General features: G+C 70.8%; 22 protein-coding genes and 3 tRNA genes. 7 read left to right on the forward strand and 18 right to left on the reverse strand.

The features are described from left to right. Window positions 1-138: 138 nt before the first annotated feature. The 4 genes from FNV62_RS25700 to FNV62_RS25715 all read right to left on the reverse strand — a co-directional run bounded on the left by FNV62_RS25700 (window position 139) and on the right by FNV62_RS25715 (window position 2,978). Window positions 139-1,098 (reverse strand): amidohydrolase family protein, encoded by a 960-nt coding sequence (locus tag FNV62_RS25700; protein ID WP_143627200.1) that lies wholly within the window; start codon window positions 1,096-1,098, stop codon window positions 139-141. A 56-nt stretch (window positions 1,099-1,154) separates the two neighbouring features. Continuing rightward, entirely contained in the window at window positions 1,155-1,508 is a 354-nt protein-coding gene (locus tag FNV62_RS25705) for an antibiotic biosynthesis monooxygenase family protein (RefSeq protein WP_097285371.1), read from the reverse strand. A 161-nt stretch (window positions 1,509-1,669) separates the two neighbouring features. Beyond that, window positions 1,670-2,539, reverse strand: a complete 870-nt coding sequence (locus tag FNV62_RS25710) for a DUF2797 domain-containing protein (RefSeq protein ID WP_143627202.1) — start codon at window positions 2,537-2,539, stop codon at window positions 1,670-1,672. A 70-nt stretch (window positions 2,540-2,609) separates the two neighbouring features. After that, window positions 2,610-2,978, reverse strand: a complete 369-nt coding sequence (locus tag FNV62_RS25715; RefSeq protein WP_143627204.1) for an HGxxPAAW family protein — start codon at window positions 2,976-2,978, stop codon at window positions 2,610-2,612. 111 nt (window positions 2,979-3,089) lie between these two features. Between FNV62_RS25715 and FNV62_RS25720 the strand changes: the two genes are divergently transcribed. Beyond that, the gene (locus tag FNV62_RS25720; RefSeq protein ID WP_373559494.1) at window positions 3,090-3,569 is read left to right on the forward strand and encodes a MarR family winged helix-turn-helix transcriptional regulator; all 480 of its coding nucleotides are present in this window, start codon (window positions 3,090-3,092) and stop codon (window positions 3,567-3,569) included. Between the two features lie 144 nt (window positions 3,570-3,713). Here FNV62_RS25720 and FNV62_RS25725 read toward each other — a convergent pair whose 3' ends face one another. Further along, window positions 3,714-4,814 carry a Bro-N domain-containing protein gene (locus tag FNV62_RS25725; protein WP_143627206.1) on the reverse strand — a complete coding sequence of 367 codons (1,101 nt, stop codon included), beginning with the start codon at window positions 4,812-4,814 and terminating at the stop codon, window positions 3,714-3,716. Between the two features lie 339 nt (window positions 4,815-5,153). Between FNV62_RS25725 and FNV62_RS25730 the strand changes: the two genes are divergently transcribed. Then, window positions 5,154-5,816 carry a hypothetical protein gene (locus FNV62_RS25730; RefSeq protein ID WP_144315653.1) on the forward strand — a complete coding sequence of 221 codons (663 nt, stop codon included), beginning with the start codon at window positions 5,154-5,156 and terminating at the stop codon, window positions 5,814-5,816. Between the two features lie 93 nt (window positions 5,817-5,909). Here the strand turns inward: FNV62_RS25730 and FNV62_RS25735 are convergent, their stop codons facing one another. From FNV62_RS25735 to FNV62_RS25750, 4 genes are all read right to left on the reverse strand, one after another. After that, on the reverse strand, window positions 5,910-6,089 hold the full coding sequence (locus FNV62_RS25735; protein ID WP_143627209.1) for a hypothetical protein: 180 nt from the start codon (window positions 6,087-6,089) through the stop codon (window positions 5,910-5,912). Between the two features lie 90 nt (window positions 6,090-6,179). Further along, on the reverse strand, window positions 6,180-6,551 hold the full coding sequence (locus tag FNV62_RS25740; protein WP_143602244.1) for a VOC family protein: 372 nt from the start codon (window positions 6,549-6,551) through the stop codon (window positions 6,180-6,182). Between the two features lie 118 nt (window positions 6,552-6,669). Further along, a tRNA-Arg gene (locus FNV62_RS25745) sits at window positions 6,670-6,742 on the reverse strand. 194 nt (window positions 6,743-6,936) lie between these two features. Then, window positions 6,937-7,027 (reverse strand) — tRNA-Ser (locus tag FNV62_RS25750). Between the two features lie 210 nt (window positions 7,028-7,237). Between FNV62_RS25750 and FNV62_RS25755 the strand changes: the two genes are divergently transcribed. Together FNV62_RS25755 and FNV62_RS25760 are read left to right on the forward strand one after the other, a co-directional pair. Continuing rightward, window positions 7,238-7,735 carry an SSI family serine proteinase inhibitor gene (locus FNV62_RS25755; protein WP_143627211.1) on the forward strand — a complete coding sequence of 166 codons (498 nt, stop codon included), beginning with the start codon at window positions 7,238-7,240 and terminating at the stop codon, window positions 7,733-7,735. 202 nt (window positions 7,736-7,937) lie between these two features. Then, window positions 7,938-12,020: a PAS domain-containing protein gene (locus FNV62_RS25760; protein ID WP_143627213.1), complete on the forward strand. Its 4,083-nt coding sequence runs from the start codon at window positions 7,938-7,940 to the stop codon at window positions 12,018-12,020. A 101-nt stretch (window positions 12,021-12,121) separates the two neighbouring features. On the opposite strand, the gene FNV62_RS25765 is transcribed toward FNV62_RS25760, so the two are convergent. From FNV62_RS25765 to FNV62_RS25800, 8 genes are all read right to left on the reverse strand, one after another. After that, window positions 12,122-13,798 carry a long-chain fatty acid--CoA ligase gene (locus FNV62_RS25765; protein ID WP_143602247.1) on the reverse strand — a complete coding sequence of 559 codons (1,677 nt, stop codon included), beginning with the start codon at window positions 13,796-13,798 and terminating at the stop codon, window positions 12,122-12,124. A 148-nt stretch (window positions 13,799-13,946) separates the two neighbouring features. Further along, window positions 13,947-14,492 (reverse strand): SigE family RNA polymerase sigma factor, encoded by a 546-nt coding sequence (locus FNV62_RS25770; RefSeq protein ID WP_054235087.1) that lies wholly within the window; start codon window positions 14,490-14,492, stop codon window positions 13,947-13,949. Window positions 14,493-14,755: 263 nt separating this feature from the next. Next, window positions 14,756-15,925, reverse strand: a complete 1,170-nt coding sequence (locus tag FNV62_RS25775; RefSeq protein ID WP_097285380.1) for a lipid-transfer protein — start codon at window positions 15,923-15,925, stop codon at window positions 14,756-14,758. Next, a complete protein-coding gene (locus FNV62_RS25780; RefSeq protein WP_143652104.1) occupies window positions 15,922-16,317 on the reverse strand; it encodes a MaoC family dehydratase in 396 nt (131 codons plus the stop codon). Before FNV62_RS25780 ends, FNV62_RS25775 begins: the two co-directional genes overlap by 4 nt. Before the next feature lie 86 nt (window positions 16,318-16,403). After that, window positions 16,404-17,474 (reverse strand): acyl-CoA dehydrogenase family protein, encoded by a 1,071-nt coding sequence (locus FNV62_RS25785; protein ID WP_054235121.1) that lies wholly within the window; start codon window positions 17,472-17,474, stop codon window positions 16,404-16,406. Between the two features lies 1 nt (window position 17,475). After that, a complete protein-coding gene (locus FNV62_RS25790) occupies window positions 17,476-18,384 on the reverse strand; it encodes a bifunctional MaoC family dehydratase N-terminal/OB-fold nucleic acid binding domain-containing protein (protein WP_097285381.1) in 909 nt (302 codons plus the stop codon). Continuing rightward, entirely contained in the window at window positions 18,381-19,544 is a 1,164-nt protein-coding gene (locus FNV62_RS25795; RefSeq protein WP_143627215.1) for an acyl-CoA dehydrogenase family protein, read from the reverse strand. The genes FNV62_RS25790 and FNV62_RS25795 overlap by 4 nt, the downstream gene beginning before the upstream one ends. A 227-nt stretch (window positions 19,545-19,771) precedes the next feature. Further along, window positions 19,772-20,077, reverse strand: a complete 306-nt coding sequence (locus tag FNV62_RS25800) for a hypothetical protein (protein WP_097285383.1) — start codon at window positions 20,075-20,077, stop codon at window positions 19,772-19,774. Window positions 20,078-20,438: 361 nt separating this feature from the next. On the opposite strand from FNV62_RS25800, the gene FNV62_RS25805 reads away from it, so the two are divergent. The 3 genes from FNV62_RS25805 to FNV62_RS25815 all read left to right on the forward strand — a co-directional run bounded on the left by FNV62_RS25805 (window position 20,439) and on the right by FNV62_RS25815 (window position 22,435). Then, window positions 20,439-21,359, forward strand: a complete 921-nt coding sequence (locus tag FNV62_RS25805) for a bifunctional DNA primase/polymerase (RefSeq protein ID WP_143602251.1) — start codon at window positions 20,439-20,441, stop codon at window positions 21,357-21,359. 10 nt (window positions 21,360-21,369) lie between these two features. Next, window positions 21,370-21,801 carry a hypothetical protein gene (locus tag FNV62_RS25810; protein ID WP_143627217.1) on the forward strand — a complete coding sequence of 144 codons (432 nt, stop codon included), beginning with the start codon at window positions 21,370-21,372 and terminating at the stop codon, window positions 21,799-21,801. 280 nt (window positions 21,802-22,081) lie between these two features. After that, window positions 22,082-22,435 carry a VOC family protein gene (locus FNV62_RS25815; RefSeq protein ID WP_097285386.1) on the forward strand — a complete coding sequence of 118 codons (354 nt, stop codon included), beginning with the start codon at window positions 22,082-22,084 and terminating at the stop codon, window positions 22,433-22,435. Window positions 22,436-22,681: 246 nt separating this feature from the next. Here FNV62_RS25815 and FNV62_RS25820 read toward each other — a convergent pair. Continuing rightward, a tRNA-Ser gene (locus tag FNV62_RS25820) sits at window positions 22,682-22,768 on the reverse strand. Window positions 22,769-22,977 lie beyond the last annotated feature (209 nt).

Raw genomic sequence — 22,977 nt, forward strand, 5'->3', positions numbered from 1 at the left:
CCTGTGATTTCCCTGAGAAACACACAGGTGCCTCTCAGGGAACTCCTGGGAAGATCACGAGGTTCCCGAGGGGCGTTCCGGGGCGCCCCGTTCAGGGACTGATCGGGCGTCCGCTCAGGGACTGACAGGGCGTCGCGTTCAGGGACTGATCGCGAAGAGACGAGCGCCGTTCTCGTAGCAGACGGCCCGCAGCCAGTCGTCCCCCAGCCCGAGCCGTTCGAGGGCGTGCAGCTGGTGCACGTACGGATAGGGGATGTTCGGGAAGTCGGTCCCCAGCAGGATCCGGTCCCCCAGGGCGACGAGCCGGTTCCCTGCCTCCCGTGGAAACGGCGCGAACCGCTCGCTGAAGTCCGTGAACGCCATCGTCGTGTCCAGCCGCACCTCCCCGTAGCGCTCCGCGAGGGCGAGGAAGTCCTCGTACTCGGGCATCCCCATGTGCGCCACGATCAGCCGCAGTCGGGGGTGCCGGGCGAGGAGACGGGCGACCGGCTCGGGCCCGGTGTGTTTGCCGGGTGCGGGACCGGACCCGCAGTGGATCACGACAGGGACCCCTGCCTCGGCGAGCAGCCCCCAGGTGGAGTCGAGGAGTCGATCACTCGGGTCGTACGCCCCCACCTGGACGTGCGCCTTGAAGACGCGAGCCCCCTGCTCCAGCGCCTCCCGCACGTACCCCTCGACGCCCGGCTCGGGGAACAGGGTGGCGGTGTGCAGACAGTCGGGCGTCCGGCGGGCGAAGTCGACGGCCCAGGAGTTCAGCCACTGCGCCATGCCGGCCTTGTGCGGGTAGAGCATCGCGGTGAAGGCCCGTACCCCGAACTCCCGGATCACCGCGAGCCGCTCGCCCTCCTCCGCGCGGTAGGTGATGGGCCACTCGACGCCGCCGGTCAGCGGCCCGAGCGCGTCGAAGTAGTCCCACACCTTGCGCAGGACGCGCTCGGGCATGAAGTGCGTGTGGACGTCGACGAGCCCCGGGAGCCCGAGCCGCTCCCAGAACCGCCGTACGTCTTCCCTGCCGGACCCGCCAGCCCCTCCGGACCCGTCAGCCCCGTCGGTCCCTCCCGACCCGTCAGTCCCGTCAGTCCCGTCAGTCGCCCGCACGCTCGCTCCTGCCACTTCGCCCTGCCTCTGTGCCCCGCTCGGTCCCGACGCTCTGCTCAGTCCCCTGGAGTCCGCTCGAACTCATGGCTCCGCTCGACCTTGGCGATGTGCAGCGTGTAGCGCTCGTACCACTCGGCGCGGCCACGCCGCTGCGCCGCGCGGTGCTCGGCGTGCCCGCTCCACTCCCGGATCGCGTCCGCGTCCCGGAAGTACCCGACGGTGATCGCCAGCCCGCCCGGCGTGCGCGCGTAGTCCATGCCGAGGTAGCCCGGGATGTCCTTCACCAGCTCCTCCATGCGCTCGGCGGTCTCTCCGTACCCTCCGTCGTCCTCGGTCCTGACGGAGGTGAACACGGCGGCGTAGTAAGGGGGTTCATGGGCTGCAACAGGTGCAATGGAGTGATCGCTCATGGCAACCACTGTCGGGCCGGGTCTCCCCACTCGTCCAGGCCCTTTCCGAACGGGATCCAAGAGGGATCCAACTCTTGACCCTCGGAGAACGGCATCCGCGCGAGCACGCGGACCCGGGCACTCACGCGGGCACGCGGACTCGGGCACGCGGACTCGGGCACTCAGAAGAGTCCGTCCTGCCTCACACTCCTGTCCTCCCACTCCTTTACGGGAACGGTCAGTTGCTCACCCCTGACCGCGGTCAGCTCCCACCCCGTCATGAGCCGCGTATCGACGACGACGACCCCTCGCCCGGTCGCCAGATGCAGATCGGGTCCGGCCGCGGCGACCAGCTCCCCGCTCACCACACCGCCCGCGACCAGCTCGCTCACGACACCGATGGCGGGCGGGAGCCCTTCGAGCCCGAACACCTCGGTGTGGTCGACGGCCTGGAAGGGCGCCCGCTCCAGGGACTCGGGCCAGCCTTCGAGCTCCATGACCCGCGCGTGCAGCTCCCGGATCTCCTCCAGCCGCTCGCCCGCCCCCGGCAACGCCGCCCGCACCGCCCGCTTCTCGGCGTACGGGATCCGGTCCGGCACCCGGAGCGCGGCCCGCAGCAGCTCCTCGGTCCGCCGCGCCGCCATCAACGGCCCCTGCCCCAGCCAGCTGAAGACGACGGCCCCCTGCTCCAGCAGCCGAGCCGAGCCGCGCGCGGCCCCGGTGATCCCGACCTTGACCATGCCGGGCCCGAACCACGCGAGGTACACGCGGTAGGGCCGCGGGTCGTCGGCCAACGTGTCGGCGGCCACGGAGTGCGCGCGATCCAGCCGCGCGCACTCCTCACAACGGGCCCCCGCACTCCGCCCCGACACCACCGCCCGCACCGGACACGCGTTCCCCCGCGCCCCCACACACGTCCGTACGCCCTCGTCCACCACCCCAAAGGCCACCCGCTTCCCCCAGGACAGCGCACTGCCCCGCCCGCCGCCCCACATCAGCACGGGGCCGTCCGCAGACCACCGCAGACCCGAACATCTCCACGTCTGTGCCATCACTCACGAGCGTAGGCGTTGCCACCGACAACGGGGCCGGCGATCAAGCCGCCTCCGCCCGGGCAGCCGTTCAGGTGATGGACTCGGTCACGGGTTCACCACTCAGGGGCTTACCGCCGACAGCCACGTCCGACCCGGTCGCGGGCCGCCCGCGCCCCGCCAGCCGGCACCCCACGCACCCGGGGTGCCCCTGCCGCGCGCCGAGGTCCCTGACCCGCAGTCCCCACTCCGAGGTCGGCCGCCGCCCGGGCGGCTTGCCCCATCCGGCGAGATGGAGCACCCAGGTGACCAGCACGCTCACGGCCACGACCGCCAGCCCGCCCCACTCGCCGAGGGCGTTGTCGGCGCAGACCCCCAGCCCGATGCCCACCACCCCCACGGTGGCGATCCCGAATCCGATCCAGCCCGCGAGGGTGTGCCCCTCGTCATGCTTGCTCACGTATTGCCTCCCTCTGTCCGAACAGCGGAGTTTCGTGATGTGAGGGACTAGAATCCCTCATACGCTAAGAAATCTACCCCAGAAACATCTCACGCACTAAGGGAAATGCCCATGCAGCAGGGCACGCCGCGCCCGCCCGCGACCCCGGCCCAGGCGCTGAGCGCGATGGACCACCTCATCGCGACGGGCATGATCGGCCAGCAGGAGATGGCCCAGCGGCTGAACCTGAACGTCACCGACCTCACGTGCTTCGGCTTCGTCCTGGAGGCGGGCGACACGCTGCTCACGGCCGGCGACCTCGCGGAGCGGGCCCATGTCACGACGGGCGCCGTCACGGGGATCCTCAACCGCCTCGAACGCGCCGACTACGTCACCCGCCGCCCCGACCCCGACGACCGCCGCCGCGTCCGCGTGGCCGCGAACCCGGACGCGGTCGCCCGCGTCAGGGCCCTCTACGAGCCGCACCACGCCCGCGTCACCGAACTCTTCTCCGACTACTCGCCCGCCGAAATCGCGGTCCTGTACGACTTGTTCACCCGTACGGGAAGGCTGATGGGCGAATACCTGGAGGAGCTGCGGAAGGGCGACTGAGCCGGCGCGCCTTCACCTAACGTGGAGAGGGCCCGAAGCCGCAAGTATGGGATGCGACTTCGGGCCCTTCTCCTTCGTCCGGCGTCGTTCGCCCGACCTCCTTCGGCGTTCCCTGACCCCCTTGGCGCGTCCCTCTGGCGCCCCCTAAGGCAGCACGTACACCGGCGCCCCGTCCGCCCCGCACCCGCTCTGCTTCATACATCCGCGCTTGAGCAGCATCCGCACGCTGTCGTGCACGCGCTCCACCGTCAGCCCCGTTCGCCCGGCGATGTCCTCCAGCCGGCACTGCGCCTTCCCTCGCACGAGGGCGGGCGCGAGATACGCCGCCACGGCGTGCACATCCGCGGTGACGACGAGGTTCCTCGCCTGCCACCCCGCCAGCAATTCCTGCGGAGTCATCACCGGCGGCTTCCGGCCCGCGCCGCCCGCCCCCATCCGCCCCGCGATCCGGTCCAACGACTCGGCCATGCGCCCCAGGGCCACCGCCATCGCGTCCTGGCTCCGGGCGATCACCTCCTGGCTGCGAGCGATCACCTCCTGACTCCGCAGGATCATTTCCTGGCTGCGTGCCATCGCGTCCTGGTTCCGGGCCATGGCGCTCCGGTCACCGTTCGACTCCCGCACCAGCTGATTCCTCTCGGCCATCAACTGCTCCCGTTGAGCCGCCAGCCGATTACTCTCAGAAATCAGGAAATTACGCTCGGCCAGCAATTCGTTCCGCTCCGCCGCCCGCGCCGCGAACTCCTCGTCCGCCCGAATGTTCCGCTCCTCGAGCCGCACGATGGCATCGGCGACCTGCTGGGGCACGACGTAGGCGACGCCACCCCCGGGGGCGGGCTGCACGGGGGCCGGCTCGAGGTCGTAGCAGCCGTCGCGCTGGATGGTCACGACGACCTCGGCCACCCAGGCCTTGAAGGGCTCGCACTCGGGCTTGGTGCACCCGTTGACCAGTCTGACGAGCCCCTGCAGATTCACCATCTTCATCGACTTCTTGAGCCCGTGACCTGCAATCTTGCTCAATGCGTCTACTCCATAGACGCTTCGCGCAAGATCCTCGAGGCTCTGTTGGCAATCTTCCGCAACATGCCAGAGAAGGGCTTGGCGGGTGTTGGTGTAGCCGAGGTCCTTGGCCACGTCCGCCGCCGGGAACCAGTGCTCCCCGTCCGCCAGCGTCAGCCTCCGCACCCGCGCCCCCGTCGCCGCGAACACGAAGTCGTTGACGTCGATCGCGTCCTGCTCGTACATCGAGCATCACCTCCACGCCGGAAAATAGGCGAGGAAGCATGCAACTCCCGTAGAAATCAATGACGTTCACTCGATAGGCGACAGCAGGATCGATTCCCCGCAAGCACCCCCACACGGGAAGCCCGCCGCGGCGACAGCGTGCGGGCCGGGGATTGTGCTCAGACCAACGGCATCGGTCAAGTCCCGACTTCTCGCGTCACGTGATTCAGGGGCATGACCCGATTCAAAGCACCGGGCCTAATGGACACATGCGACGCACGGCCGGAAACCCGTAATTTGCAGACCACCAGTAAACCTACTTTCCACCCTCCCCCCCACTTCCACGGGATGTGAATTTCCATGAATCGACGTTCCCATTTCCAGCGCCTTCTGCTGCTCGCCGCCTCGACCACCGTGATCGCCGGAGGCGCGGTGTTCCCCAGCAGCGCGATGGCCGCCACGGCGGCGCCGCACACGGCCACCGTCACCACGGCCGCCTCCGATCACGACGCTCACCGTCAGCACGGCAGCCCCGCCACCGCCAAGCAATGGGTGGAGACCACGGATGCCGTGAGCGGCATCAAGTTCCGGCTCCCCGGAAAGCCCGAGGTCGTGCACTTCACCCAGGCCGTGGACGGAATGAACGGTCGCCTTTACAAGGTGAGGACCGACAACGGGGTCATCGTCTTCGCGGTCTTCGACCTGCCCTCCGCCCAGGGGGAACTCGACGACGCTCTTCGGGGCTTGGTGGACGGCTACAACGCGGGCACCCAGTCTCCCCAGCACAAGCTCTCCAGCACCGAGGTCCACAAGATCACGGCCCACGGCCGACCGGGCCTCGACGCGCGTCTCTCCGCCCCTGACGGCGCCGCGGGTTCCGCCCGCCTCATCGCCGGCGACGCCCACTTCATCGAGATCATCTCTCTCAGCCCGAAGGGGAAGGAGAAGCCCATGCATGAGACGTACCAGCAACTCCTCGCGAGCGTCCGCAACCCGCACACCCACGCCCCCCGTGCCGACTGATCCCTCCGGGGCCTTAGAGCCGCCTGCGCGCCTTCTGCACACCTGGCCCCATTACCGCAGACCCATTCCGAGATCCACATGGAATCGAGATCCTCATGGAATGGAGATGGAATTCGACGCCGGGCCGTTGTTGGTGTTCGCGCCGGGTCCGCCGTCAAGGGCGTCGTTGCCGTTTTGGCCGAGGGGGAACTGCCGTGAGGCCGCAGGCACGTTCGGGTCGGGATCGGTGGCCGTGACGGTGAACGTGAACGTGCATCCGTGCCGCTCGTGCACGCCGTACGTGCTCCTGCCAGCGGCCCGGAACCGCTCCCTCGAGGCGCTGTGCGGTCGGCGTCCCGGTAGCTGTCTGATCGACTCCCAGGACTATCCGATGAGGGTCTCCTTCGGACGGACCACGCAGAACTCGTTCCCCTCCGGATCGGAGAGCACGGTCCACGACTCGTCGCCGCTCTGCCCGACGTCCGCTCGGCGAGCACCGAGGGCGAGGATTCGCTCGACCTCGGCTTCCCGGTCCTCCGCCGTGGAGGTCAGATCGAGGTGCAGGCGGTTCTTGACGACCTTGCGGTCGGTCACCGGCATGAAGCAGATTCCCACCGGGGCCGTCTCGTCCGGCCCGATCACGACCTCCCGCTCCCGCTCGGACAGGATCCGCCAGCGCAGCACCTCGGCCCAGAACCGGGCCAGGGCGGGCAGGTCGTGGGCGTCGATGACGATGTGATGCAGCGAGACAGGCATGCCGAACAGTGTTCCCGTTGACCTCGTGGACAGAACAGAAGCGGTTGCCGTCGAACACTGCCGTCAAGGCAAAAGCCAGAGGCCCCGTGGATCACTCCACGGGGCCTCTGGTCTGCTGTGCACTCGGCAGGATTCGAACCTGCAACCTTCTGATCCGTAGTCAGATGCTCTATCCGTTAAGCTACGAGTGCTTGTTTTCTTGTTTCCTGCTTCATCCCGCTTCCCGGGCTTTCGGCCCGCTCGCGGCGACAGGAAGAACATTACATGACTGCCGCCGCCATGTGAAATCCGTTTGCCGCACCCCTTGCGAGCTGGGCAAACGCGCTCCAGAGGGGCTCAACGCCGAAGCCCCGGTCCAGGTGGACCGGGGCTTCGGATCTTGGCGCGGAGGCGGAGGGATTTGAACCCTCGATGGGCTTTAAGGCCCAAACCGCATTAGCAGTGCGGCGCCATAGACCGGACTAGGCGACGCCTCCCGCACAACCGCCCACGCGAGCGCGAGTGGTGCGTGCAGATGATGACACAGCCGGGTGGGGTGTCACCAATCGGCTCCCACGGTACTAGGCAGTCGGGTCACAGAGCAAAGTCCCGAGGAGCCGGTGAGCCGGAGAGCCGAACCTCTGAGACGTGCGGGGGAAGGCGTCGGTCGCGCGCAACCGCTCGGGGCCCCTCGCGTTAGTCAGGTCATGTTGCGTCGTCTCGTCCTCACCGCCGCCGCGTCCGTCGCGGCACTGTCCGCCGTACCCGCCCTGCCCGCCGTCGCCCAGGCCGGAGCCGCCCACGCGGAACCGGCCTCCCTGAGCCTGATGCCTCCGCCGGCCCGCGGCGAGGATTCCGGGGACCGGCTGACCGTGACCGTCCAGCACGCGGAAGGCCGCGACGGGACGTACGAGCTGCGGTGTCATCCCGATGGCGGCAGTCACCCCGACGTGGGCAAGGCGTGCGCGACGCTGGACCAGCGGACCACGTGGGGCAAGGACCCCTTCGCCCCCGTGGCGCCCGGCACGATGTGCACGATGATGTACGGCGGTCCGGCCACCGCCCATGTGACCGGGACCTGGGCCGGGCGGCCCGTCGACGCGCGGTTCGACCGGGCGGACGGCTGCCAGGTCGCGCGCTGGGACGCCCTCGTCCCCCTGCTCCCCGGCTCCGCCCACAGTCGCGGCACGGCTCGGTCATGGTGACGCCACGGTTCGGCGAGGTAGGGAGGGAAGGGATGAAATGCGCGGTCACAGGTTCTTCCGTTCTTCTGCGTGCGACCTCCCTCTCATCCGGCGCCGCGAGCGCAACCTCTGCCCGTAGACTCCCTCGCGTGACACGCTGCGGGCAGGTTGGCAAGATGGCCCTCGCGGTCGGCAAGGTGCGGTAACAGGGAGGAAGCGTCTCGTGAGCAGCAGGCCATCCCGAGGCGCTGCTCGCCTCGCAGCCATACTGGACGCGCTGCCCGATGCGTTGGTGCTGGTCAACGCCAATGGCACGGTCGTCAACGCCAACACCATCGCCCTGGAGGCCTTCGAGGCCCCGGGTACGGCTCTGGTGGGCCGGGGGCTGCTCGATCTGCTGCCGCAGTTCGACTCGCGGCTGATCCCCGGGTCCATGCGGCGGCCCGAGACGATCGACCAGCGCGGGCGGACCAAGCCGACCAGGATGATCGCGCGGCGGACCGACGGCAGCGAGTTCCCGGTCGAGGTCACCAGCGCGAACCTGGAGAACGGCCAGCAGGCCTACGACAGTTACGGTCCCACCCCTGACGAGCTGCTCATGCTCGTCGTACGCGATCTGTCGGGCACCGTCGACACCGAGGCCGAACTCGCGCGTTCGCAACGACAGACCGAGATGATCCTGCGCGCGGCGGCCGAGGGTGTCGTGGGCACGGACACGGAGGGGCGGGTCGTCCTCGTCAATCCGGCGGCCGCCCAGATACTGGGATATCGGGCCAGTGATCTCGGCGGGCAGGACCTGCACGCCCTCATCCTTCACTCGCGCGCGGACGGCGAGCCCTTCGCGTACGAGGAGTCCCCGCTCGCCGACACCCTGCGCTCCGGGCGCAAGCACCGGGTGCGCGGGCAGGTGCTGTGGTCCAAGTCCGGGGACAAGGTGCCGGTCGACCTGACGACCGCTCCGGTGCGTGACGGGGACCAGCTCGTCGGCGCCGTGATGACCTTCACCGACCGCCGGCCGTACGACAACCTCGTCGAGGAGAAGGACGCCGAGGCCACCCAGCACGCGGAGGAGATCGAGCGGATCGGCGAGGAGCACGCGGCGGAGCTGGCGGAGCTGCGCGAGCGGCACGCCGCCGAGCTCGCCGAGGTGAGCGAGCGCCACGAGGAGGAACTCGCCGCGGGCGACGAGCGGTACGCGGCGCTCGGCGAGCGCGAGAAGGACCGCTACGAGGCGCTGACCGCCCGGCACGATCAGCTCCTCTCGGTGCTCGGCCAGTCCCTGCGCGGGCCCCTCGACCAGCTGCGCGGTGAGCTCTCCAAGCTCGCCGCCGACGACGCCGGCCAGCTGTGGCCCGAGGCCAACCAGGTACTTCACCACCTCGCGGCGGGCTACTCGCGGATCACGACCCTCGTCGACAACGTGCTCGGCTATCAGCGGCTGGACGCGGGGGCCGAGCAGATCGTCCGTACGAACGTGATGCTGGACGCGGTCGTCGCGGCCGGTGTCGACGGGGCCGTCGAACTGATCGGGCCCGGGCGTGTGCAGTTCGCCGTGCACGCGCCGCCCATCGAGGCCGAGGTCGACCCGCAGCGGCTCGCGCAGGCGCTGGCGCACCTCATCGCGGACGTGGCCGGAGTCGACGCGACCGGCAACGCGCCGGTGTCCGCGGGCGGCTACATGGACAACACCGTCGTCGTGGCGGCGGCGCAGCGCGGCGAGGTCGTACGGATCGAGGTGCGCGGGCCCTACAGCGGGGGAGACCCGGTGCACGAGCCGATCGTGCGCGGGATCGTGCGCGCGCACGGCGGCGTGCTGCAGACGCACGAGGTGCCGGGGATGAGCGGCAGCGCGTTCGTCCTGGAGGTGCCGATCGGCGACGGGGCCGGAGCGATGGCCCCCGAGGCACCGGCGTCGACCGGTGCCGAGATCGCCCTCCCCGAGCAGGCCTCGCACCAGAACGGCGGCAACCAGGGCGGTGGCAGGCGGCGGGCCCGGCGGTCCTCCGTGGACGCCTTCCTGGAGAGCGAGGTCGCCCCCGCGGAGCCGGTCACGACCGAGGGCGGTGCGGCCGCTCCCACCGGGCGGCGCAGGCGCCGTACGGCCGCGGAGCAGGAGGCCGCCGAGGCGTCCGTGCCCGCGCAGGCCCAGGGCCCCGGTGACGGCGATGGCGTCGCCACCGGGCGCCGTCGTGGGCGGCCGAGCCTGGTCGAGGGCGTGGACGGCGACCCGGCCGAGAGTGTGTCGGAGGGCGCGGTCGTCATGGCGGCCGAGCACGGGGCGGGAACCGCGGCCGTGGGTACGGGACTGGGCGGGACGGTGCCTCCGCAGGGGGTTCCCGTGGCGTCTCCGCAAGGGGTACCCGTGCCGTCCGGGCGGCGGGCACGGCGTGACGGCGAACAGCACGCGCTGCCGCCCGCGTTGCCCGCGGCTCCCAGCGCCCCGAGCGCGCCCGGTGCTCCGGGTGCCCCGGAGGCCGTCCCCGCCGAAGGTGCCGGCACGCAGCCGACCGGGCGGCGTCGGCGGGCGCTGGCCGCGGCGGCCGAGCGGGCAGCCGCGCAGGAAGAGGGAGCCCGGACCGTGTTCGCGCTTCCGCCGGCGGAGGCGGACCGCTCACCCGAGTACATGCAGGCCGAACAGGTCCAGCAGGCGCAAAGGGCCCAGCAGCAGCTCCTTGAGCAGGCGGGCGACGCCGTCGGTGCCGTCGCCGGTCATGGCCAGGTGGACGAGGGCCGGCACGACGGGATGCCGCACGACCCGGCCGACGATCACACTCCGCCACAGCCGCACCCGGTTTCCGCGCCGTCGGGAGTGCGGACCCGCCAGGCCCCGGCTCGGCCGGACGCGGCGGCGGTACCGGCCACCCCGGCACAAGCCGTCCCCGCGCAGGCCCCGGCTCCTTGGCCGGCCCCGAACGCCGACGACACCTCCGGCGCCGGCGCCCCCGTACCGCCTGGCGCCCCCGTAGCTCCGGGAGCGCCCGTACCGCCCGGTGCCCCCGCCCCGGCGGCCGCCGCCCGCCGGGCCCAGCCGCAACCGCAGGCGCAGACTCCTGCCCCCGGCACCCCCCTCCCGCCGGAGCAGCCCGCGCGGCCGGTGCCGCGGCCGGGTGCTCAGCCGCGGGTCGCCCAGCCGCTGCCCGCCGAGGCCGCCGCGCCGATCGACCCCAACTCGACGCAGGGGCGCGCGTTCAGCGTGCGGACGCTCGGGCAGGGCGTGCCGTTCAGCCGTCAGTCGGCGCCGAACCAGCCGGGGGCCGTACCGGCCCAGGCCCAGGCGCAGGCACAGCAGACCGCCACGCCTCCCCCGCACCAGACCAACGGCTCCGGCCGCCGCCGCAAGCTCGGCACTCCCCCCGAGCCCGCTTCCGAGCGCCCCGAAACGACGGCGCGTCCGCACCCGCAGGCCGGGCAGACCGCCACGGCTCCCGGGCCGAGGCTGCCCGGAGCGACCGAGGGCGCCGGTCGGTCGTACGCCATAGGAGCCCCGGACAAGAACGCCGACGAGGGTCCTGAGCCGCTGGACGGTCCCGGTGGCGCGGTCGAGGTCGCCGACCAGCCACAGCCGCGGCCCGTGGACGACGAGCTGCCCCCGGAGCCGCTGGACAACCCGCGCCGCCTCCTCGTGTGGCCCGCGCCGGACGTGACGACCCAGCAGGCGCTGAGCGACCGCGGCTACCGGCCGGTCATCGTGAACTCGCGCGAGGAGGTGGACGCGCAGATCGCGGCGTTCCCGGCCGCGCTGTTCGTGGACCCGCTGACCGGTCCGATCACCCGCACCGCGCTGCAGTCGCTGCGCCAGGCCGCCGTCGCCGCCGAGGTCCCGGTACTGGTGACGGCGGGACTGGGGCAGGCGACGCGGGAGGCGGCGTACGGCGCCGATCCCGCCGTACTCCTGAAGGCGCTCGCGCCGCGGGACTCCGAGCAGCACCCGCCGCGTGTGCTGCTCATCGAGGAGCACGCGGAGATCGCGTTGGCGTTGACCTCGACGCTGGAGCGGCGCGGAATGCAGGTGGCGCGGGCGTCCACGGACGCGGACGCCGTCACGCTGGCCTCTCAGATGCGGCCGAACCTGGTCGTGATGGATCTGATGCAGGTACGGCGTCGGCGCGCCGGGATCGTGGACTGGCTGCGGGCGAACGGGCAGTTGAATCGCACCCCGCTCGTCGTCTACACCGCGGCTGTCGACCAGGCCGAACTGCCGCGCCTCGCCGCGGGTGAGACGGTCCTGTTCCTCGCCGAGCGTTCGACGAGCGCCGAGGTGCAGGACCGGATCGTGGATCTGCTGGCGCGCATCGGCACGAACTGACCCGCTGCGCTGCTGACCTCGAACCGGGTTCACACATAAGACGGTTGGGGTGCTGTTTCACGTGAAACAGCACCCCAACCGTCATTCTGCCACCGAGGACCTCAGAGCTGGGTGACGTCCAGCGTGCCCTCCGCGTACTGCCTGCGCAGCACCTTCTTGTCGAATTTGCCGACGCTCGTCTTCGGAACCGACTCGATGATCGTCCAGCGCTCGGGGAGCTGCCACTTGGCGATCTTGCCCTCCTCGGCGAGGAAGGTGCGCAGCGACACGAAGTCGGCGGTGGCGCCCTCCCTCAGGACGACCGTGGCGAGGGGGCGCTCGCCCCATTTGTCGTCGGGGACGGCGACGACGGCGGCCTCGGCGACGGCCGGGTGGGACATCAGCGCGTTCTCCAGGTCGACGGAGGAGATCCACTCGCCGCCCGACTTGATGACGTCCTTGGCGCGGTCGGTGAGGGTCAGGAAGCCGTCGTGGCTGATCGTGCCGACGTCGCCGGTCTTGAGCCAGCCGTCCTCGCTGAACTTGTCGGCGGGGCGAACCGGTCCGGCGCCCTGGCCGCCGTAGTACGCGCCCGCGATCCAGGGGCCGCGCACCTCCAGCTCGCCCGCGGACTCGCCGTCCCAGGGGAGGCGTTCGCCGCCGGGGCCGGTGAGTCGGGCCTCCACGCCGGCCGGGAAGCGGCCCTGGGTGAGGCGGTACGCGAACTCCTCGGCCGTGCCGACGACACTGGCCGGCGGCCGGGCGATCGTGCCCAGCGGGGAGGTCTCCGTCATGCCCCAGGCGTGGCAGACGCGCATGCCCAGCTTGTCGAAGGCCTCCATGAGGGAGGGCGGGCAGGCCGAGCCGCCGATGGTGACCTGGGTGAGCGAGGAGACGTCCCGGGGCTTGGCGTGCAGTTCGCCGAGCAGGCCCTGCCAGATGGTGGGGACGGCCGCGGCGTGCGTCGGCCGCTCGGACTCGATCATCTCGGCGAGCGGCGCGGGCTGGAGGAAACGGTCCGGCATGAGGAGGTTGACGCCGGTCATGAACGTGGCGTGCGGCAGGCCCCAGGCGTTGACGTGGAACTGGGGGACCACCACGAGCGAGGTGTCCTGGTCGGTGAGCCCCATCGACTGGGCCATGTTGACCTGCATGGAGTGCAGGTAGATCGAACGGTGGGAGTAGATGACGCCCTTAGGGTCGCCGGTGGTGCCGGAGGTGTAACACATGGCCGCGGCGGCACGCTCGTCCAGCTCCGGCCAGTCGTACGTGGTCGGCTTGCCCGCGATCAACTCGTCGTACTCGTGCACCTGGACGCTCGCGCCCTCGAGCAGCGAACGGTCGCCGGGGCCCGAGACGACCACGTGCTCGACCGTCGGCAGATGGGGGAGCAGCGGCGCGAGCAGCGGGAGCAGCGAGCCGTTGGCGATGATCACGCGGTCGGCGGCGTGGTTGACGATGAAGACGAGTTGTTCCGCGGGGAGGCGGAGGTTGAGCGTGTGCAGGACCGCGCCCATGGAGGGGATACCGAAGTACGCCTCGACATGCTCGGCGTTGTTCCACATCAGCGTCGCCACACGGTCGTCGTCCTCGACACCGAGGTCCTCGCGCAGTGCGTGCGCGAGTTGGGCGGCCCGGTCGCCGATCTCGGCGTAGGAACGGCGCTGCGGCTCTCCCTCACCCGTCCAGGTGATCACCTGCGAGGTGCCATGGATGGCCGACCCGTGGGTCAGGATCCTCGAGATCAGCAGCGGTACGTCCTGCATCGTGCTCAGCACGGCGTCCTCCCGGGGCGACATTGCCTACGAGGCGGTAAGGGATGCGCTGATTCTGCGCACATACCACGCGGTATGTCACTAGCTCCGGACGATCGATCAGGTCACAGGGGCCGTTCGGTTCGGACGGGAACTTTTCCGCAGGGGCCGTTCGGCCCGGATCTGCCGAAGGTCAGCGCACGGGTTCCAGCTCCGGGTCCTCGCGCAGCTTGCCCAACGCCCGTGACACCGCCGACTTGACCGTGCCGACCGAGACACCGAGCACCTCCGCGGTCTGTGCCTCGCTCAGGTCCTCGTAGTACCGCAGGACAACCATGGCCCGCTGCCGCGCCGGGAGCTTCATGATCGCGCGCCACATCGCGTCGTGCAGCGCCTGCTGTTCGGCCGGGTCCCCGGCGGGAACGTCCTCCGGCTCCGGGAGCTCGTCGCACACGAACTCGTCGACCTTGCGCTTGCGCCACTGCGAGGTCCGGGTGTTCAGCAGCGCACGCCGTACATAGCCGTCGAGCGCGCGGTGGTCCTCGATCCGCTCCCACGCGACGTAGGTCTTGGCCAGCGCGGTCTGCAGCAGGTCCTCGGCGTCGCTCGGGTTCGCGGTCAGCGAGCGGGCGGTACGCAGCAGCACCGGCTGGCGGGCCTTCATGTACGACGAGAACGACGGATACGGAAGGGTCCGTGTCCCGCCGTTCGAACCGCTGGTGCAGACGAGTGAGGTCATGGCTCCACGCTAGGAGTGACCCCTACCTTTTCGGATCGGCCGCAGGTCCCGAAGAGGTGTCCCCCTCAGGTTGTAGGAGGGGGGCTGGCCCCACCTCCTGAGGGTGGACGAGCGGCGCCTGCACCCTGAGGGTTCACCCCTGAGAGACCCGTACGGCCGTAGTACGGCGGCTGCCGCCGTACTACCCGGGATGTCCCCGAGGGGCCCCGGGGGCTCCGCGACGCGGGGCGAGTGGGGAGAGCGGGGCGAGCCCCACAGCGTACTCATCCCCCGTCCGCCCCCAGGATCAACCCCGACGTGGGGACCCCGGTGCCCGCGGTGACCAGGGTGCGACCGGCGCCCGGTATCTGGTTCACGGACGTGCCGCGCAGTTGGCGTACGGCCTCCGCCACCCCGTTCATCCCGTGCAGATACGCCTCCCCGAGTTGCCCCCCGTGGGTGTTCAGCGGCAGCCGCTCCTCGGCGACGAAGTCCGCGGCCTCCCCCGGCTTGCAGAACCCGAACTCCTCCAACTGCATCAGCACGAACGGCGTGAAGTGGTCGTACAGGATGCCCACATCGATGTCCGTGGGGGACAGCCCCGAGGTCCGCCACAGCTGGCGCGCCACGACCCCCATCTCCGGCAGCCCGGTCAGCTCGTCCCGGTAGAAACTCGTCATCTGCTCCTGTGCCCGGCCCGCACCCTGGGCCGCCGCCGTGATCACCGCGGGCGGATGCGGCAGGTCCCGGGCACGCTCCACGGAGGTGACGACCAGCGCCTGGCCGCCGTCCGTCTCCTGGCAGCAGTCCAGCAGTCGCAGCGGCTCCACGATCCATCGCGAGGCCGCGTGTTCGGCGAGGGTGATCGGTCTGCCGTGGAAGTACGCCGCCGGGTTCGTCGCCGCGTACTTGCGGTCCACCACGGCGACGTGACCGAAGGCCTCGGGCGTCAGTCCGTAGGTGTGCAGATACCGCTGGGCCGCCATCGCCACCCAGGACGCCGGGGTGAGCAGCCCGAACGGCAGGGCCCAGCCCAGCGCGACGCCCTCGGCCGACGGCTCCCGCTGCTGCACCCCCGCTCCGAATCTCCGCCCCGACCGCTCGTTGAACGCCCGGTAGCAGACGACGACCTCGGCCACCCCGGTCGCCACCGCGAGCGCCGCCTGCTGGACGGTCGCGCAGGCCGCGCCGCCTCCGTAGTGCACCCGGGAGAAGAAGGACAGCTCACCGATCCCGGCCGCCTGGGCGACGGTGATCTCCGGGCTGGTGTCCATGGTGAACGTGACCATCCCGTCCACCTCGGCCGGTGTCAGTCCCGCGTCGTCGAGCGCCGCCCGCACCGCCTCCGCGGCGAGCGTCAGCTCGCTGCGCCCGGAGTCCTTGGAGAACTCGGTGGCCCCGATCCCGACGATCGCCGCCCGGCCGCCGAGCCGGTCCCTCGTGCGTACGCTCACGAGGCGCCTCCGGGCGGCAGGGTGACCGTCACGGTCCCGGTCACATGTCTGCCGATGCCGTTCGCCCCGACCACGCGCACGGTCGCGGTGTCGCCCTCGACCTCTTCGACCCTGCCGGTCAACACCATCGTGTCGCCCGGGTAGTTGGGCGCTCCCAGCCGTATGGCCACCTTGCGGAGGACGGCGTCCGGTCCGAAGTGGTCCGTGATGTACCGCCCGACGAGGCCGTTGGTGGTCAGGATGTTCATGAAGACGTCGGGGGAACCCCTGTGCCGTGCCAGCTCGGCGTCGTGGTGCACGTCCTGGTAGTCCCGGGACGCGATCGCCCCGGCCACGATCAGCGTGCGCGTGATCTCGATCTCCAGCGGCGGCAGCTCGACACCGGCCCGCACCCGCTCGCCCGCTCCGGCCCGCACCCGCTCCCCAGCCCGCACGCGCTCGCCCTCTCCGACCCGCACGCGCTCTCCTTCCCCGGCCCTCATGTCTCCTCCTCCCCGCTCGCGATCAGCTCCCCCAGTTCCTGGAGGACTTCGCTCCCGCACCCCAGGTACGCGTCCAGCTGCCGCCCCCACAGGAAGTGCCGGTGCACCGGGTGCTCCAGGTCGGCGCCCGTTCCTCCGTGCAGATGCTGGCCCGCGTGAACGACCCGCTGACCCGCCTCGGACGCCCACCAGGCCGCGGTCAGCGCGTGCGTCGCGTACGCGAGCCCCTCGTCGCGCCGCCACGCCGCCTCGTACGCCGTCACGCGTATCGCCTCGGTGTCCATGTACGCGTCTGCGGCCCGGAGCTGGACACCCTGCTTGGCGGCGAGCGGACGCCCGAACTGCTCGCGCGTGTTGGTGTGCTCCACGGCTCGTGCCAGCGAGCCGGCGCACACCCCGGCCTGCAGCCCCGCGAAGGCCGTCCGGGCGGTGGCGAGCACGTCGTCGTAGGCGTCCGTCCCGCCCACCGGCTCCCCCGGCGTCCCGTCGAGCGTCAGCCGTCCCGCCGCCCAGGGCGCCGTCAGCTCGACCGGCGCGCACCGCGCGTCAGCGGTCCGCACGAGCCACAGCCGGCGCCGGTCGTCCGCGACGAGCACATGGGTGGCGTCGCGCAGCCACGGCACCACGGGGACGACTCCGCTCAACCGCCCCGCCGCGTCCGCCCGTACACCCCCCGGCTCGAAGACCGCCCCGCACACCACCGCCGTCCCGTCCCCGATCCCCGGCAGCAGCCGCTCCCGCTGCTCCGGTGATCCGTGGGCGGACACCGCCAGCAGCCCGTACACACAGCTCGCCGCGAACGGCACCTGGGCCGTGGTCCGCCCCTGCTCCTCCAGGAGCAGCACCAGGCCGAGGAGCCCCGTGTCCGCGACGGCCGCCACCAGCCCGGCCGCGCACAGCGCCTTCCATGTCTCGGCGTCGCTGCCGGTGCCGGATGGGGGTCCCCCCTGCTCGAGCGAAGCCGAGAGATCGAGGGAGGCGAGCCGCTCCGGAGTGGAGAGGTCGCCGAAGATCCGCGCGGCCAGGTCGCGAGCGGCCGCCTGTTCCTCGGTGGGCGTGAAGTCCATGTCAGCGTCCCCCCTCCGCACCGGCCCGGAAGACCGGCAGCACCAGCTCCTCGTCGTACCGCTCGAACCGGAGCCGCACGGGCATCCCGATCCGCACCTTGTCGTACGGCACCCCGATGACGTTGCTGACGATCCGGACGCCCTCGGCCAGTTCGATCAGGCCCACGGCGTACGGAGGGTCGAAGGCGGGGAACGGCGGGTGGTGCATGACGACGTACGAGTAGACCGTCCCCGCTCCGCTCGCCTCGACCGTGTCCCACTCCGGGGAGCCGCACGCGCCGCACCCCGGAAGCCAGGGAAACCGCAGCGTCCCGCAGCCGCCGCACCGCTGGATCAGCAGCTGGTGCCGGCCGACGCCCTCCCAGAACCCGGCGTTGTCCCGGTTGACGACCGGTCGTGGCCGGGCCGCCTTGGACCTGGTGCGCGCCGGGGCGTACTTGAGGATCCGGAACCGGTGCGTCCCCGCCGGCTCCCCGTTCGCCCGTACGTCCATCCGTGTCGTGACGAAGTGCCCGGTGCCCAGCTTGGTGGTCTTGCGCTCGGAGACCGACTCGATCACCGCGTCGAAGGTGATCTCGTCGCCGGGCCGCAGCGGGCGCAGATACTCCTGCTCGCAGTCGGTGGCGACCACGGAGGTGCAGCCGGCCTCGTCGAGCAGGCCGAGCAGCTCGTCGTACGCGTCCGAGCGGCCCTCGTGCCCGGACAGGCCGCCCATCGTCCATGCCTGGAGCATGGTGGGCGGCGCCACGGCGTCCGGACCCGTGTACGCCGCGTTGGTGTCGCCCATCGCCTCGCACCAGTGCCGGATCATCGGCTCGTTGACCGGGTCCTTGCCCACGCCCGCGACGGCGGCCGCACGCCCTTCGTACGCCTTGAGCCGCGCCTCCAGCTCGGCCGCCCCGTCGCTCACCGCCGCCCCCTCGTCATCCCGAGCCGCATGGTCGCCACGATCTCCCGCTGCACCTCGCTCACCCCGCCCCCGAACGTGTTGATCTGCGCCGCCCTGTTCATCCGCTCCAGCTCGCCGTCCCCGAACACCCCCGGCGAACCGGAGCGCACCAGCGCCTGCGCACCCACGACTTCCTGACACATTCGGTACGAAGCGACCGCCGATTCCGTTCCCGCGACCTTCACGCCGCTCGCGTCGCCCGGGGCCAGTCGGCCGGCCCCGACATCCCCCACCAAACGCCAGTTGAGCAGGCGTGATGCCGCCAGCCGGGCATGCACTTCGGCCAGCCGAAAACGCACCCAGGGCTCGTCAACCCGACGCCGCCCCGTCACCGGATCGGGGGTGCGTGCCGCCCGCAGCGCGGCCGCGTAGAAGTCCTCGGCCTGCATGCCGATCGCGGCGAGGGCGACCCGCTCGTGGTTGAGCTGGTTGGTGATGAGCTCCCAGCCGCCGTTCTCCTCGCCTACCAGGTTCGAGGAGGGGACGCGGATGCCGTCGTAGTACGTGGCCGTGGTGGTCAGGCCGCCCACCGTCTCGATCGGTGTCCACGAGAAACCCGGCGCGTCCGTGGGCACGAGGACGATCGAGATGCCCCGGTGCTTGGGCGCGTCGGGGTCGGTGCGGCAGGCGAGCCAGATCCAGTCGGCGTGCTGGGCGTTGGAGGTGAAGATCTTCTGCCCGTCGATCAGCCAGGACTCGCCCTCCCGCACGGCGCGGGTGCGCAGCGAGGCCAGGTCCGTGCCCGCCGAGGGCTCCGAGTACCCGATCGCGAAGACGAGGTCGCCGCTGAGGACGCGCGGCAGGAAGTACTCCTTCTGCGCCTCGCTCCCGTACTTCATGAGGGTCGGTCCGACGGTGTTCAGCGTGACCATCGACACCGGCGCTCCGGCCCGGTACGCCTCGTCGAAGAACACGAACTGCTCGTCGGCTCCGCGCCCTTGGCCCCCGTACGCGACGGGCCAGCCGATGCCGAGCAGTCCGTCGGCTCCGATGCGGCGCAGCAGCGCGCGCTGCCTGCCGGGGTCGTCGGCGGGCGGGGGACCGTCGGGCATCAGGTCCCGGAAGTACGTACGCAGTTCGGCGCGCAGCCGTTGCTGGCGCTCGGTGGGGGCGAGGTGCACGGCGGCGGCCCTCCCGGACCTCGTACGAACAAGGTTTTCTGACTGTCCGTCAGATATGGGGAGCTGTCAAGGTCACGACGGGAGGGGACCGCCGAGGAGGGACGCGCGAAAACGTCTGCGCGACGGCACCGAAGTGCCGTCGCGCAGACGCATTTCCACCCCCAGAGCACCCCACACGGTGCTTCAAGGCCGATGAGCCCGTCGAGAGCGGGCGAATCGGCCCCGGCTCACCAGAGGTTGGTGAAGTTGATGACGGTGTGCGACTGGTCGATGGCCGTGAACGCGGAGTTCTTGACCTGAGCCGTGTTGCTCTGGTTCGAGGCCCCGAAGCCGACCGCCTGCTGTTGCGTGGTGGAGGAGTTGCCGCTGTTGTTGTGTCCGACCCCGCTGCCGCTGACGGTTGCCACGCCCGCGTTCGATCCGTCGTCCGCGAATGCGCCGTTGTCCGCCGCGGCGACACCCGTGAAGAGGGCGGCGGCGAGGGGCAGGGCCGAGACGGCGGCGAGAACACGGGCGGTACGGATGCTTGCCATGTGAATTCCTCCAAGAACCGGATGTACGGACCGGCGCGAACCGGGAAGTACTGCTCGTTCCAAGGCGGTTGGCCGACCACCCCGGCGCTGCTCACGACGTCGCGAGTCCAGAGTTGCCCACCGAATCCCCGGCGAACCACCCCGGAAGCCGTGATTCGCCCTCAAGCGTGAGTACATGTCGATAAACCCTCTTCATGACAAGAAACCCCAGCTCAGACCGGATCGGACAGCTCGACCCCGGGCGCCCCAAGAGGGGAACCGTTCCGCCACTTTTTGGCCAATCCTCCCTAAATCCCCTTCTCGACACCCCCACGCCCGGCAAGCCCTTCCCTTTTTCGAACACTCGTACGAACATGGATGCATGGCCACCATCGACCGGCAGGCCACGACCCTGGCCCTGGCCCACGCCCTGTCCGCCGCCGAACGCGGCCTCGCGGTGATCCCGCTGTCCCGCACGAAGCTCCCGGCCCTGCGCTCCCCCCACCGCGACGACCCCGATCCCGACCCGACGTCCCCTCCCTGCCACGGCGAATGCGGCCGCTTCGGACACGGCGTGTACGACGCCTCCACCGACCCCCGCCGCATCCGCGCGCTCTTCGCCGCCGCGCCCTGGGCGACCGGCTACGGCATCGCCTGCGGCCTCGACCCGCACCGCCTCATCGGCATCGACCTCGACACCAAATCCGGTACGGACTCCTCGGCCGCCCTGCGCGAACTGGCCCTGCGCCACCTGTTCACGATCCCGGAGACGGTGGTCGTGCTGACCCCGAGCGGCGGCCGTCACCTGTGGCTGACCGGACCGCCCGACGTGGTCGTCCCCAACTCGGCGAGCCGACTGGCCCCGGGCATCGACATCCGCGGCGCCGGCGGCTACCTGGTCGGCCCCGGCTCCCGCACCGAGCACGGCGTGTACGGAACGGCCCCGGGCACCGCCCAGTTGGCGCCGGCGCCCTGTCCGCGCGAACTCCTGCGCCTGCTCACGCCCCCGCCCCGCACACACCACCGCGCGCCCCCTGTGACCGGCCAACACGGCCAGGGACTGGTCCAGTTCGTGCTCGCCGCCCACGAGGGCCAGCGCAACACCCGCCTCTTCTGGGCCGCCTGTCGCGCCTACGAGAACGGCATCGGCCCGGAGCTGACCACCGCACTCGTCGAGGCCGCCGTCCGCACCGGCCTCACCGAACGCGAGGCCCGCTCGACGATCGCCTCGGCGTCCCGGATGACGTTCCCACGCCCCGGACCACCGGAAAACGGAACGACACCACGAACCGCCCGTCCCTAGGCTGCGGGCCATGGCACTGACCCGCGTCACCCTCACCTCGGGCAGAACCGTCGCGATATCCGACCTGCGTCTCACCTCGACCTACGGCGGGATGCTCGAGGGCTACCCCTTCAAGCGCTGGAACGACCGCATCGTCGACGGCCTGGCCCGGCGCACCGCCGCGGCGTTCCCCAACACCCCGACGCACCTCGTCACACCCCACCGAGACCATCCGGACCTGCCCGCCGGCGGCTTCGGTCCGGTCGAACTGCTCCCCGCCGTGACCTGCGTCGGCCTCTTCCTGTCCAACGCGGTCGACCCCGCCGTCGACCCCGTCCTGCACCGCTCGGCCCTCGCGGTCGCGTGGTTCCAGGCCACCACCGACATCCCGTCCGGCCACACCGCCGATCCGGCCCTGCGCGCCATCCCCTGGGAGGAAGCCGCCCAGGACTTCGAACTGTGAGTCGTCGAGGGGCCTGCCGAAGGGGGTGCCCCGAAGTTCTGCATGCACCCGGCCGCGCTGCTGATTGGTAGGCCTGCCGATCCCCCGCCGGAGGCGTCGTTCTTGACCGTGGCGGGCTCCGTCCGGTGCTCGACTTTTGGTCCTGGTCCCGGTCCTGGTCCTATCCATGTGTGGGCGGGCGTCGGCGCAGCCGGGAAGCCCGACGGAGCGGCGCTGCGCGGCTTCCCTTAAGCGCTACAAGCGCCTGTCCGCGAAGCCCTGGTAGGCCTAGGCTCGGCTGATGACCTTGGAATGGCAAAACGTAATTGTTCACTCGGCAGATCCGGAGGCCCTGGGGCAGTGGTGGGCCGAGGCTCTTGGTTGGGTTGTGGTCCACTCCTCCGATGTGGAGTTCGCGATCCGTCCGGAGCCGGATCGCCGGCCGGGGTTGGAGTTCGTCCGGCTCGATGAGAGCAAGAAGGCCAAGAGCCGGCTGCATCTCGACTTCGTGCCTGATGATCAGGACGCCGAGGTGGCTCGCCTCGAGGCTCATGGCGCACAGCGTGTTGATATTGGTCAGGGTGACCAGTCGTGGGTTGTCATGGCAGACCCCGAAGGCAACGAGTTCTGTGTCCTTCGCCAACGACCTCAGTGAGAACCCCTGAGAGCGTCCACCTTGCGCCCTGTGTTCATGTTCGGCCGACACGTCCGCGGCATGGTCGATCAGAAGAACTGGGGCGATGCCCTCAGCGACCGATCCACACAGAGCTACGGATCAGAAGATGCCGTGCCCCCGCCGTGCCCGATCCACCGGTAACTGACGTGGAACCACGGAGGTTGGCGGACACCGCACATGAGAACGGCCCCCGACCGATTCACCTGGTCAGGGGCCGTTCAGCTGCGGTGGGTGTGGGATTTGAACCCACGGTGACATCGCTGCCACGACGGTTTTCAAGACCGTTCCCTTAGGCCGCTCGGGCAACCCACCTCTACCCCGCTCACCTGGGGCGGGGCGGGTACAGCCTACCGGCTCCAGGCGTTTCGCAGCGGCGGTGGTCCACACGGGGTCCACAGGATCTGTTCCGCACCCCATGCCCACTGCGCCGATCACCAGCACCCGGTCCGCGGCCCCAGGCCGACGCGGGTATGCCTAGGGCTGTGCTGGCATTGTCGGCATCCCCACAGAGAGGGGCCCCG

The organism is Streptomyces sp. RLB3-17 (assembly GCF_007113425.2).
Classification (GTDB): Bacteria; Actinomycetota; Actinomycetes; order Streptomycetales; family Streptomycetaceae; genus Streptomyces; species Streptomyces mirabilis_D.